This window comes from Paraburkholderia madseniana, from assembly GCF_009690905.1.
GTDB lineage: Bacteria > Pseudomonadota > Gammaproteobacteria > Burkholderiales > Burkholderiaceae > Paraburkholderia > Paraburkholderia madseniana.
Genome location: NZ_VOSW01000033.1, coordinates 18,826 through 32,498, shown reverse-complemented (window position 1 = coordinate 32,498; position 13,673 = coordinate 18,826). Strand labels below are relative to the sequence as shown.

The following is a 13,673-nucleotide window of genomic DNA, read 5'->3' as shown; positions in this document are numbered from 1 at the left end:
TCCCAGCTTCGTGTGCAAAAGTTAGTGACCAAACCGGTGCGATTCCTGGAGCAGTCGGCGAACTTTTTCGATTGATCCCGAGCGATCCTTGTCCTTGAAGACGGCGCTCGCCATCTGCACCGGATCGCCGAAGAAGAAGCGTTCGTAGAGCACCTGGCGCGATCCGAACGCGGACACGGCGGCATCCCAGGCAAGCCGGTAGAGCGGAATGCGCTCGCTCGCTTCCAGCCGGGCAGACTGATAGTAATAGCGGATTTCGTCGCCTAGAGCGCCGTCCAGGTCGGCCTGCGTCGGCATCGCCACGAGGCCGCTTGCTCCGATCTGCTGAATGATTTCGACCATGCGCGGATAGAGGCGGGGATACAAATTGCGTGACGCGTCGAGTGGATCCCAAGCCGGCGTGAAGACACCATATTCGTTGGCCTGCGCATCGGATTCGCTAGCCCGCTTAAACGCCTTCAGCGTCGTTAGATTGACCCACACTTCGGCGATCTTTTCGTGGATGTGCTGGAAGCTCTCCAGGCCGGAACCGTCCACCATCATCGACGCAAGGCCGAGCAGGAACTCCGTCTTCGCGATGTTTTTGCACACTACCTGATACGCCATCTGTGCCAGCGCGCCGGTACGAACCGCCGCAGCATTGCAGATGTTCACGTCGCGATAGCAAAAGACCCGTTCCCACGGCACTAAGACGTCGTCGAATATCACGACGGCATCCATCTCTTCGAAGCGTGAGCCGAGCGGATGGTCGAAGCCGTTGAAACCGTAGTCGACGCTGTCCCGGCAGATGAATTTGAGGCCGGGCGTGGCGGTCGGAATCGCAAACGCAAAGGCATAGCGCGCGCTTTCCTCGGGGCCGTCCGGGAGCCGGGCGGGGAACACCATCAGTTCGTCCGACAAAGGCAGCGTTGCGAGCATGCGCGCGCCGCGAATCACGAGCCCGTCGTCGCGTTCCTCGTGAACGTGCGCGGCCAGCAGCGGATCCGCCTGGCGAGCCGGCCCGGCCAGCCGATTAGGTCGCGGATTCAACAGCGTGTGCGTCAGCGAAAGATCGTTCGCGCGCAGATATCGATGATATTGCGTCACGTTATCGCCGTAAGCGCGATCGCCGTCACGGAAAAATTCGGCAGCGCCGGCGTAGGCCGACATCGCACGGTTCAGATACGAAGGTTCACGCCCCATCATCCCCATGCTGTATTCGGACGAACGCAGCATGGCCGCGCCGACGCGCTCGAGTTCGGTCGGGGTTCGCGGAATCGAAAACGATCGCGCGACCTTTTGATCGGTCAGCGGATCGGTTTCCAGCGTCACGTTCGCCTGTTGCCACTGAAAATCGTACAGACCGGCGAGGCTGCGCACGCCGTTCGCGAGGCCCGGCTCCGATGTGACGTCCTGCACGCGAACGCCGCGGTGCCACACTTGCGCGGGATGTGCGCGGAATCGTTCGAGAACCTCATGTCCCCTTCTTGCACCCATTGTCGAATCCTTTATGAAATTTCTTGAAGTACACAAACCTATTGATTCGATGCGCAGGCCGTCCGCGCATCATCGACGAGCGGAAGAGCCCGGCCTTGCGGCGCTCTGTGCGTCAGGCATTCACTGAGCGCCTCGACGACCTTGCCGACGTGAGGCATTGAGAGGACCGTTTCATGTCGTCCCGGCACGATGCGTTCGCTCGATGCGGCGCCGGACTGGCGCGGCCACGGCTGCCCGCCGCGCCGGTTTGTCGAAGTGAATGTGTGTTCGGCGGCGCGCAGCAAAAGCAACGGCGGCGTCGGCCACGCGGTGGGCCGATAGCCGGCGATGGCGAGGCAATGCGCTCGGTAGGTATCGATCATTCGCCGGATCGATGCGCCATCCAGATCGTCCGGGAACGCGCCGGCCGCGCGGGCAAACTGGACGGCCGACTCGAAGCGCGCGTCGACCGACACGCCCGTGAGGTAATCGGTGATGGCGTCGCCGTTCCAGTTCGGCGCATGGATGCCGTCGCTCAACCAGCGCAGCAGCCACATGGTGTCGTCGGCCGCGCCGATTGTTTCAGTCGTTGCGTCGTTCTCGAACAGATAGGTATCGACGAGGCCCACGAGGCTGACGCTGTGCTTCGCTTCGGTGAGTCGTCGCGCCATCTCATACGCGACGGCGCCGCCCGCCGAGTAACCTATCAGAACGTAAGGACCGCGCGGGTGTTGCGCGAGGAGGTGATCGACGTAGAACGACGCCATCTCGCTGATGGATCGCTGTGCCGTTTGCCCCGCCTCGAAACCGAGCGGCTGAAAACCGAACACAGGGTGGCCCTGAGCGCCGAACAGGGCGGCCAAAGCCTTGAAGCAGGACACTGTTCCGCCGGCCGGATGCACGCAAAAAACTGGCGTGCGGTGGGCGCCCTTTTCGAGGGCCACCAATGGTGTCCATGCGCCGTGCGGTGCATGCCGTGATGCGAGCTGCGCCGCAATCCCGCGAACGGTCGGCGAGGCCAGCAGCGCCGTCAACGGAAGTTCGACATCGAAGTGCGCGTTCAGACGGGCGATCAAACGGACTGCGGCAAGCGAATGGCCGCCGAGCCGGAAGAAGTCGTCGTCGATATTCTCGACCTGTTGACCCAGCACCTCGGTCCACACGGCAGCAACGCGTTTTTCCGTATCCGAGCGTGGTAATACGGCGGCATCCGCGCTGTTTCGGGCGGCACGAAAATCGGGCAACGGCAACGCGCGGGTGTCGAGTTTTCCCGCCACGGTCAGCGGAAATTCACGTAACACGACCACGGCCGCTGGCACCATGTAACCGGGCAGACGCGCTTCCAGCGCGGTGAGCACCGCTGCTGTGTCGAGCGGCTCTCCATCATGCGTCAGCGCGTAAGCAATCAAGGTCTCGCCGCGCTGAGCGAGGTCGCGAACCACCACGCGGCTGTCGAGCACGTCGTTCGCGCCGTTGAGCGCAGCCTCGATTTCTCCCAGCTCAACGCGCTGCCCGCGGATCTTGACCTGACCGTCTTTACGCCCGACGAAGACGATGCGCCCGTCCGCCAGTTGCTTGACTAGGTCGCCGGTCTTGTACAACATGCCAGGCTCGCCAAACGGGTTGGCGATGAAGCGTTGCCCGGTCAGTTCGGGACTCTGCCAGTAGCCGGCAGCCACACCCGTTCCGCCAATATAGAGTTCGCCGATCACGCCGACGGGAACGGGCTGACGCTTTACGTCGAGCACGTAACAGGCCACGTGTTCGAGCGGGCGGCCAATCGTCATCTGCCGGTCGTCCGGTGAACACGATGCCGCGGTCGCGGTGACCGTGGCTTCGGTCGGTCCGTAGCAATTGAGGAACCGCCGTCCGGGCGCCCAGCGCCGGACCAGATCCTGCGTACAGCGTTCGCCGCCAGAGATCACACAGCGCAGCGCCCGAAGGTTGTCGGCAGGCAGCAGGGCCAACGCCGAGGGCGTCAGGTTGGCATGCGTAATCGCCTGATCGCGGATCAGCGCGGCAAGCTCCGGACCGGGCATGACGTCCCGCTTCGAAACCGGAAAGAGCGTGCCGCCGCTGCGCAGCGTCGTGACGATCTGCTCGATCGACGGGTCGAAATTGAACGACGTGAACTGCAGTACTCGGCTCGTGGAATCGATGCCGTACAGCCTCGCCGCGGCGTGCGCGAGATGAGTCACACTGCGGTGCCGGACCATCACGCCTTTGGGTTCGCCCGTCGTGCCCGACGTGTACAGGATGTACGCGAGCGATTCGGTTGACGACGGCAACGGATGCTTATAGACCGGCGGCTGGGCTTCGATGTCGGCCCACGCGTGATCGAGCACGATCGTCCGGGTGCCGTCGCGCGCCAGCGCGGCAACGGCCGGCGTGCCGGTCAGCAGGACGGCCATCCGGGTATCGTCGACGAGGTAGCGTACGCGCTCGTCTGGCAACGCCGGGTCGACCGGCACATAGATCGCACCGGCCTTCCAGATTGCGAACAGGCACAGCACCGCCGCCGCGGACTTGTCCAGATGCAGACCGACGCGCGCGCCGGGCGTCACGCCGGTTTGCACGAGATAATTCGCGATCCGGTTGACCGTCGCAACGGCGTCGCCGTACGACACATGCTGGTCGCCGCAGATGATGGCCGGATGCGCTGGCGCCTGCCGCGCCTGCTGCTCGAACAGCTCGAAGACGAAGCCGCCGGGCAGGTCATCGGCTCGGGGCGAGTGCTGCGCCGCCAACAGCGCCGACCGGTCCTGCCCGCCCATCAGCGACAGCGCGCCGATGGCTTCATCCGGATGGCCGACGATCGAATGAAGCAGGGCGACATAGTGCGAAATCAGCCGCGTGATCGAAGAGGCCTCGTACAGATCGGCGTCGTATTCGCAGTGTCCGGTTAGCGCGCCATTCGGCCCACGGGTCACGGAGAGCGTTAGGTCGAACTTCGCGTAGCCCAAATGTTTGGGACCGTGTACTTCAGCATCGAGGTCCGCGAGTGAGAGACGCCGCGTCGCGGGCTGCATCACGAACATGACTTGGGTCAGCGGCATCGCCATCCCGACCCGATCGGGCTTGATGCGCTCGATAATCTGATCGAACGGGACGTGCTGGTGCTCGAACGCTTCCAGCACCACATTGCTCACGATGCCCAGCACCTGCCGGTACGTCAGCGCGGCGTCCAGCTCCGAGCGGATCACCAGCGTGTTCGCAAACAGCCCGAATAGCCGGCCAAGGTCCGGATGCGGCCGGTTGGCCACCGGCGTCGCGACCGCCAGATCGGTTTCATCCGTATACCTCGCCAGCAGAATCTTGAATGCGGCAAGCAGCGCCATGTAAAGCGTCGCGCCTTCCGAGCCGGCGAGTTGCGACAGTCGCCGGCTCAACGCCGGGTCCACCTCGAAATGTTCGACGTGGCCTCGAAAGCCTGCCGCTTCGTTGCGTTCGTGGTCGGGCGGCACGGTCTTTCGCCCGCTCAGGCCGGCGAGCTTCGACGCCCAGAAGTCGAGCGACGCGCGGCAATTTTCGCCGGTCTGCCAGCGCTCCACGCACCGCGAATAGTCGGCATACTCGAGCGGCAACGGCGGAAGTTGCGCGGGCGCACCGCGCACGAGACCGCTATAGACCATCGAGAGTTCGTCATAGAAGACCGCCATCGACGCGCCATCCATGACGATGTGATGCAACGTCAGCAACAGGCGGTGCTCTCGCGGCGCGAGCCGGAGCAGACGAAACCGGATCAGAGCGTCGCGCGCAAGGTCGAAGCGGCGACGACCCTCCTGCAATGCAATTGCCTCCGCTGCCTGTTCGATATCCGCGCCGGCGTGTAACGTCAGGTCGTCGTACGCGATCGCTGCCGTGGCGGCCTGAGTCACTTCGAGAGCGACGCGGCCCTGCGCGTCCTGAACGAAGCGGGAGCGTAGCGCCTGATGTCGCATCACGAGCAGATCGAGCGTTTGCTGGAGCGCATCGCTATCCAGCGGCCCATGCAGCCCGATTTCAAGTTGCTCGTTGTACGGGCAGCGTTCGTCCAGCACCTGCTCCAGATACCAGAGCCGCGCCTGCGTACTCGAAGCGAAGCCCCGAGCTGTGCGCGAAGGCAGCGCTGCGTCGACGAGTTCCGACAAGCTGCTGTCGTTCAGCGCATCGTGTTCGAGCCATTCGAGAAGGGCCCCCTTGTTATCCGACAGGATCGCGCGGAACTCGCCGTCGAGCGGCTGGCCGTTCGAGGACTTCGCGAACAGTCGTCCTTCCCTGGTCGACAGCACGATGCCGCGTGCGTCGGCCAACGACAGAATGTCTCTAAGGCGCATCAGAGAATCTCCTCGAGATCACAGTCCTCGTCGAACCGTGTTGCCGTACCGGCAGGCGCGCGCTGTTTCTCGCGAAGTGCGTGTGCGTGGACGAGGCCGGGCACGCTCGCTTCCGCGGGTTGAGAAACCAACATGTCGAGCGCGTTGCCGAAGTCAGCCAGCAACGGTTCGAGCGCTTGCGCCGGGAAACCGGCGAGGCGACACGAGCAATCGATCACGAAGTGCTCCGGATACTCCGTCGCGTGGAACTCGACGTCGTACCATTGGTGGCTTCGCCGATTCAATGCGTATTCGGCCTGCAGGCCCGTGAATGCAAAGTCCGCGGCCTTGATACGTTTGGTGTGGATAAACGCGACACTTGACGTGGCTTCACGATCACGCGTCGGCCCAGACATGGCGAGACAGCTTTCCTGCGCGTCGAGCAGGCTTCGCTGCACATCGAGCAGGTACGCCTCGATCGCGTTGTCATTGCCGGCCGGCCGGTGGATCGCCACCCAGTTCGTGCATTGGCCGACGAGCGTCGGAAGATAGTGCAGGCTTTGCCCCGCCATCGGAATGTCGATGGCCGCTTCACGCGAGGTGTCGTGCGAAAGCAGCGCGAGCTGCGTGGCCGCCAGCAGCAGCGTGAACGGACTGCATTGGTACTGCGCGCCGACGGATCGGATCAGGCGCGTCAATGACGGCGGGATGTCGAGGCTTCGATGCACTGTGTTAAATGCATCGGCGGTCAGCGCGGTGTCCACATCGATCATAGCCGTCGCGTTTCCGGTTGACGGCAGAGCGCCAACCGGGCGCGACGATTGTTGACCACGCGCATCCGCTCGCTGCTGCATCACGAAGTCGCGCCATTGCGACGGCTTGGCTGCCGTATCCGGGGCGGTCGACAGGTTGGCGTTGTAGCGTTTCGCGAGCTGTTCGATCAGCACGTCCAGCGACCAGCCGTCGCATATTGCTGCGTGAGCCGAGATCAGAACGATCAGCCGTGCGTCACCGAGCGTTACCACGCTGAAGCGGGCCAGTGGGCCTGTCGCGAGCGAGAACGGCGTGCGTGCGTCGTCGGCGATGATCGCGTCCAGCGATGCGTCGCTTCCGTCGATCCAGCGGATCGGTACGGGCCCAGGCGGTTCGTCGGCGATCCGCAGTCGTGCCGGGGAACCCGCGATCGTCGCGCGCAACGCGTCGTGCCGCGCATACAGATCCTGAATCGCGCGCGCGAGTGCGTCACGATCGACCGCGCCCGTCAAGGTAACGATCGCCGACTCGTGATGAGCCAGCGAAGCGGCCGTGGACAGCGCCGCGCGCTCGACGACGATCTGCTGCACAGGCTGCAACGCGACATCGTCCGCGTCGGCGTGACCGGCCACGGCGCCCCCTACGGCCGCCGGCTTCGCGCCAGGCAGCCGCGCCGTGGCGTGCTCAACAATGTAATCGACAATCGATTCCAGCGTGGACAGTTCTCCGAGGAGTTGCCGGAACGTGACGGTCACGCCGAACTTCTCCTTTAGCATGAAGGTGAGCGGTGTCAGCAATAGCGAATCGAGGCCGAGCTCGAACAGCGACGTCGCCGGCAGTGCATCGTCATAGGGTTCGCCGGAAATGCTTTCCAGAATGCCTTTGAGCTGGCCGAGCAGTTCTTCTTTCGACGCGGCCGTGTGCCCGGGCGCGCTCTCACTTACCTCAGGCTGTGCGCTCACCGTGATCACAGCACTCACGGCCGCAACCGGCACTCCCGCACCTGACGCAGCGGCAGGCCGTGTCGCTGCCGGATCGATCCAGTAGCGTTTGCGCTCGAACGGATAGGCGGGCAATTCGACACGACGGCTTGCCTCGCCGTAGTAGGCCGGCCAGTCGAGTTCGAAACCGGCGAGCCACAGATAGCCGAGCGCGTTCGCGAGCGCGAGCGACTCCGCGTCATCCGTTGCCGAATCGCTTAGCGCAGCGATCGCGAACTGGCGTGCTTCACGCTTGAACTGCATGGATGCCAGCGAGCACAGCGTGGTGCGTGGGCCGACTTCAAGCAGCACGACGTTGTCGTCCTTGCAAAGCGTGCTCACTGCCTCGGAGAAACGTACCGGCAGTTGCAAATGGTTCGCCCAGTACAACGGATCGATCGCTTCGGCATCGGTCATCGGCAGGCCTGTCACTGTCGACACGATCGGCACGCGCGGCGCGCGCAGCGTCATCGCACGCAGGATCTCCAGAAACGGCTCGACAGCGGGTGCCATCATCGAAGAGTGGAATGCGTGCGAGGTGTGCAACGGCTGCGAACGCACGCCCCGTCCATCGAGTGTCTGCTTGAGCGCGTCCAGCGCGACGCGAGGTCCGGCGACCACGCAGAGATTCGGTGCGTTGATCGCCGCGATGGATAGCGACGCGTCGAGATCGTCCGACAGTTGCTCATGCGGCAAGCGCACGGACAGCATGCCGCCCGCAGGCAGTTCGCCCATCAGGCGGCCTCTCGCTGCGATCAGCCGAAGCGCGTCCGGAAGCGCAAATACGCCAGCGAGCGTAGCCGCGACGAATTCGCCGATGCTGTGTCCCACCAGTAAATCTCCGTGGATGCCCCAGCTCATCAGGGTCTTCGCCAGCGCGTATTCGATGCAGAAGACAGCCGGCTGCGTGAAGCGGGTGTGGTTCAGGCGGGCCTGAAGCGCGTCATGATCTGCTTCGCGATTTGCGTCCGCGGGCAGGAACAACACGTCGCGCATATCCTCACCGAGATGCTCCCGCAGAATCGTCGAGCACTCGTCGAGCGCCGCGCGGAAGGCGGGTTCGTGTCGATACAGGTCCGCACCCATATCGACATACTGCGAGCCCTGGCCAGGGAACGCGAACACCAGCCGCGGCCGCGTGGCGCGCGGGCCGCCGCGGCGGTAGGACGCCTGCGGGTCCAGCGTAAAACTGTCGGCGGCGCTGCGTCCGTCCGGGCACCGGAGTTCGAACGCCTTCGATTTGAGCCGCCGGCGGCCCACGGCGAGCGTGTATCCGACGTCGGCCGCAACGTGCTCCTCGCGTGCCGCGACACGCGACGCGAGTGCCCGCAAGGCGGTCTCGCTGCCGGCGGAGAAGGGCAGCAGCGTGTACGGACGCGTAGTTCGCATGGCGGTGTTTGCGGCGGTGCGTAGCGGTGCTTCTTCGACGATCAGATGCGCGTTCGTCCCGCAAAAGCCGAAGGAGCTGATACCTGCGCGCCGAGGCGTCGAGCCCGCGGGCCAGTCGCGCAAATCGGTATTGATGTAAAAGGGGCTGTTGTCGATATCGATGTTCGAGTTGATATCGCTGAAGTTGACCAGCGGCGGGATCTTACGGTGAGTCAGCGCAAGACAGACCTTGATCAGCCCGACCACGCCGGCCGCGGTTGTCGGGTGGCCGAGATTGCCCTTGACGGAGCCCAGCGCACAAAAATTCTTTCTTGCGGTGGCGGCTTCGAACACGTTCCTGAGCGCTTCGAATTCGATCGGGTCGCCCACCGGTGTGGCGGTGCCGTGCGCTTCCATGTACGTGATCGATTCCGGCGAAATCTGCGCGCGTTCCTGGGCCGTCGAGATCACGTCCACTTGGCCCGGGATGCTCGGTGCGAGATAGCTCTTCTTGTGCAAGCCGTCGTGATTGACGGCGGAGCCGATGATGACGCCGTGAATCGTGTCCCCGTCTGCGACGGCGTCGCTCAGCCGCTTGAGCACCACGGCGCCCGCGCCGTCCGAAAACATGGTGCCGCTCGCGTCGGACGAAAATGGCCGGCACTTGCCGTCGCGTGTGAATATGCCGCCCGGTTCGTGCAATTGCCCCGTCATCTGCGGAGTGCGCAGCTCGATCGCACCGGCAAGCGCCATGTCGCACTGGTAGCTCAGCAGACTGTGCACGGCGCTGTCGACGGCCACAAGGCCTGTCGAGCACGCTGTATTGATGCTCAGACTCGGTCCAGTCAAGTTCAGCTTGTGCGACACCAGCGTCGCGATGTGATCCTTCTCGCGACCGATTTCAACTTGCACTTCACCGACCATCCTGATCAGGTCTGGATGGGTCGATACGTTGTAGTGGTAGTAGAAATTGTTGCCCATGCCGGCATACACGCCGACCGCACCGTCGAAGCGATCCGCGTCATAGCCGGCCGACTCCATGGCTTCCCAGGCTACCTCGAGGAAGACACGTTGCTGCGGGTCCATCACGACGGCGTCATTCGGGCTGATCCCGAACAGCGATGCGTCGAACCGATCTGGGTCCTTGATCATCCCGCGAGCACGCACGTAGTGTTCGCTGCTGACTATGTCGGCGGTGATGCCCGGATCGTCTTGTGCAGGCGAGAAACGGGTGACGCTGTCACGTCCGGAGGCCAGGATGTCCCACAAGTCGTCGACCGAATCGGCGCCCGGAAAGCGTCCCGCCATGCCGATCACGGCAATGCGCTCGTCGTCGCCGGCGCTACGGCGTCGTCGACGGCGCGATGCGGGCTTCGACGACGCCGACGGCGCCTGTCCGGCGGCGTGCCGCTCGATGTACGCGGCGAAAGCGTCGATGGTCGGATGCTCGAAGAGCGCCGCGACACTGACCTTGATTGCCGCGTGCTTTCCCAGCATGGCAACGAGACGATTGGCCTGCAGCGAATCGATACCGAGGTCGAACACGCTTGTGTCGGTCTCGACCGTCTTCGCGCCCAGCAGATGCTGCACGACGCCGACGATCAGTTCCTTGTGCGTCCGGTACGGGAAGCGCTCCGGATCGTCCGCGCGTTCGTCTTCGTGATCGAGGGCTTTCAGCGCGTTCCGGTCGATTTTGCCGTTCGGCGTGAGCGGAAGCGTGCGTACGAACACGAGACGGGCGGGTACCATGTAGTCTGGCACCCGGGCGCCGAGCGCGGCCTTCAGCGATGCCGACGTGAGTCCGCTATCGCGTGACGGAACGACGAATGCAGTCAGGCCGGCCACGCCTTCCGGGTTCGTGATTGCGAGGACCGCGGCCTGCTGCACACCGGCAACGCCGAGCAGGTTTTCCTGCACGTCGTTGAGTTCGATCCGAAATCCTTTGACTTTGACCTGGTCGTCCGCGCGGCCTCTCAGCGCCAGTTCGCCGCTGCCGAGAAAATAGGCGAGGTCACCGGTTCGATACAAGCGCGCGTGCGGATCGCCGGAGAACGGATCCTTGATGAAGCGAGCCTGCGTCAGCGTGTCGTCGGTATAGCCCACGGCTACGCCCGCACCGCCGATAAACAGTTCGCCTGTTTCGCCGTTGGCGACAGGAGCAAGGTCGGCGTCGAGCACGTGCAGCGTGGTGTTGTCGATGGGCGTGCCGACCGGGATCGATCGTTCGTCTGGCATGACGCGATGGCAGGTCGACCAGACCGTCGTTTCGGTCGGGCCGTACATGTTCCAGAGACTCCCGGTGGCGCGCAAAAGCCAGCTCGCGAGCGATGCGTCCAGCGCCTCGCCGCCACACAATGCCTTGAGCGCCGGAGCGCCTTGCCAGCCGGCGATGAACAGCATGCGCCAGGTGGCCGGCGTCGCCTGCATCACCGTGACCGCGTGTCGTTCGATCAACTCTGCGAGACGTGCTCCGTCGGCCACTTCGTCGCGCGAAGCCAGCACAATCCTGGCGCCTGTCAGCAGAGGCAAAAAGAGTTCGAGCACGGAGATGTCGAACGACGGCGTCGTGACGGCAAGCAACGTATCGGTCGGCTCCAGACCGGGCCGTTTGCGCATGCTGTGCAGGAAGTTGGCCACCGCGCCGTGATGGACCTTGACGCCCTTCGGCCGTCCCGTCGATCCCGACGTATAGATTACGTAGGCGAGGTCGTCGCGCGTCACCGGCGCCGGGTCGAGCGCGGCGACGGACTCACTCGAGCGGAACCAAGCGTCGCTCAAATCGAGAGTGTGCCGAACGGGCGCATCGATGTTCAACACGCCGTCGTAGATCAAGCACTGCAGGCCCGAGTCTTGGACGATGTAACTCTTGCGGTCGCGTGGATAAGCCGGATCGAGCGGCACGTAAGCGGCGCCGACGCGATGAATGGCGAGCATGGCCGCCAGCATGTGCACGGAGCGTTCAATGTGCAATGCCACGAGATCGCCCGAACCCACACCTGCATCGACGAGTTTCGCCGCAATACGGTTCACGCCGTTATCTATATCGCGGTATGTATATTCGACATTTTCGAAAATAACGGCAGTCTGATTTGAATAGAGATGTGTAGTCGCCTGAACAAGGGCTGGAAGCAAATCGAAAGGGGCGAATTTCATCGGGGGCTCATCTCGCTCGCGCGACACGTTCGGATTTTCGGTGTTAGAGTGGGTTGAATTAAGTCGAGCAACAAACCGCGCAGAGCCTGTCGCAGGGTGGGAGTCAAGCCCGAGCGGCAGACTGCTCTACGCTCGTCACCGCTGGCGAGGAAGTGTCGGTGCGAAGGAATTCGTCTCGGATGGTTGGCGAACAGCGAGCACTCGCCCGGCTTAATTCCTTACAATTAATTTCTATAAATACGAAAGCCGCGGGCATAAAAAAATAAATGCCATCTGCATAAAGGGAATTTTTCCGAACAACGCGGTGAGATTATCGCCGGCGGGTCACAAAGAAAAGCGAAAAATATGCTACGGTTCGAGGAGTTAAAGTATCCGATCGATCCAATGCAACTCCCCTCTTTACGCAATCTGCAAATCTTTGAAGTCGCCGCGCGCCATCAGAGCTTCCGAGACGCCGCCGACGCATTGTTTCTCACGCCTGGCGCGGTGGGGCGGCAAGTCAGAGCACTCGAAGCCGAATTGGGCGTCGAGCTATTCGCGCGTGTCGGGCGTCGGGTCGTGCTGACGCCCCAAGGTCGCGAACTGCAACTGGCCATGGCGGGGGCATTAAAGCTGCTCGCGGATTCGACCAGCCGGCTGAAGCGGGAAGCGACCCAGCAGGCCGGCCATATCTCCGTGACCGTACTTCCGTCGTTCTCTTCGCGCTGGTTAGCGCCTCGCCTGAAGAGCTTCCATTCCGGGCATCCAGACACCCGCGTGGATTTGATTGCGACTATCGCGCCGCTCAATCTTGCCGCGAAGCAGATCTCGTTGGGAATTCGCTTCGGAAGCGGAAAATGGGAGGGGCTTGCGTCGGAACTGCTGGCCGACGAGAGCCTTTTCCCGGTAGCCGCGACCAAGGGCATCAATGGATACGACGGATTGCCGTCGTCGCCGAATCACCTCTTGCAATATCCGTTGCTCAACCCCTACGATGAATGGGGAGAGTGGTTCAAGCGCGCAGGCGTGGTGGGTCAGATTCCTAACAAAGGGGTAACTTGTGAAGACTCGCTACTGCTGATCCAGGCCGTGGAACGAGGCGACGGCGTTGCGCTTGCACGTAGATGGCTCGTTATGGACGCAATAAGAACGGGAGCCATCGTTCGGCTTCCCGGTCCTACAATAAGTGCGCGTCGCGGGTATTACTTGGTTTATCCAGAGAGTCAACCTTTGTCCGACTCGGCTCGTACATTTATTTCTTGGCTCAAAGAAGAAATCCGTACTGCGCAGGCGGAAGAAACAGACTCAACGACCGCCCTGGATCCGAAGCTCGGTTCGAGCGAGACCTGACGTGCGTAGCAAGTCTGGAACATCAATGCTGGCGACGTGAATGGTCAGTGCGCAGGCGGCCTCGCGTTTTAAGAGAGCCCTCCAAACGAACTAAAGCATGACGTTGTGCCCTCGGCTCACTCGAAAGTCAAGCCAGCATGATTTGGGCGCTGAAGAGCGGCGTTGAATGTCCGCTTCAGAGCAAGGCGGCAGACTGCTCAGGGTCGAACTCAGCCAGACGAATGTTTCGCTCGCTGGGCACCAGGAAGCAGGATGGTCACCGTCGCACCTTTAATGCGTTCCGGGCCCATCCCGGTTTTTGAATCACATACCCCCTTCCTGACGCTGGCTAACCCGCGCG

The 13,673-nt window shown here is 62.9% G+C and carries 4 protein-coding genes; 1 reads left to right on the top strand and 3 read right to left on the bottom strand.

Going from position 1 to position 13,673, the window contains the following annotated elements; translation table 11 throughout:
- Positions 1-21: 21 nt before the first annotated feature.
- Genes hpaB through FSO04_RS18650 form a run of 3 tightly spaced genes read right to left on the bottom strand, consistent with a single transcriptional unit; the run spans position 22 to position 12,004 of the window.
- The gene (hpaB, locus tag FSO04_RS18660; RefSeq protein WP_154561248.1) at positions 22-1,476 is read right to left on the bottom strand and encodes a 4-hydroxyphenylacetate 3-monooxygenase, oxygenase component; all 1,455 of its coding nucleotides are present in this window, start codon (positions 1,474-1,476) and stop codon (positions 22-24) included.
- A 38-nt stretch (positions 1,477-1,514) separates the two neighbouring features.
- Positions 1,515-5,771, bottom strand: a complete 4,257-nt coding sequence (locus FSO04_RS18655; RefSeq protein WP_154561246.1) for a non-ribosomal peptide synthetase — start codon at positions 5,769-5,771, stop codon at positions 1,515-1,517.
- Positions 5,771-12,004 (bottom strand): non-ribosomal peptide synthetase/type I polyketide synthase, encoded by a 6,234-nt coding sequence (locus FSO04_RS18650; RefSeq protein WP_154561244.1) that lies wholly within the window; start codon positions 12,002-12,004, stop codon positions 5,771-5,773. Before FSO04_RS18650 ends, FSO04_RS18655 begins: the two co-directional genes overlap by 1 nt.
- Positions 12,005-12,349: 345 nt before the next feature.
- Between FSO04_RS18650 and FSO04_RS18645 the strand changes: the two genes are divergently transcribed.
- On the top strand, positions 12,350-13,333 hold the full coding sequence (locus tag FSO04_RS18645; RefSeq protein WP_154561242.1) for a LysR substrate-binding domain-containing protein: 984 nt from the start codon (positions 12,350-12,352) through the stop codon (positions 13,331-13,333).
- Positions 13,334-13,673 lie beyond the last annotated feature (340 nt).

Coding starts and splice junctions, on each gene's coding strand:
- FSO04_RS18645 (WP_154561242.1), top strand. CDS start 12,350: ATGCTACGGTTCGAGGAGTTAAAGTATCCGATCGATCCAATGCAACTC.
- FSO04_RS18650 (WP_154561244.1), bottom strand. CDS start 12,004: ATGAAATTCGCCCCTTTCGATTTGCTTCCAGCCCTTGTTCAGGCGACT.
- FSO04_RS18655 (WP_154561246.1), bottom strand. CDS start 5,771: ATGCGCCTTAGAGACATTCTGTCGTTGGCCGACGCACGCGGCATCGTG.
- hpaB (WP_154561248.1), bottom strand. CDS start 1,476: ATGGGTGCAAGAAGGGGACATGAGGTTCTCGAACGATTCCGCGCACAT.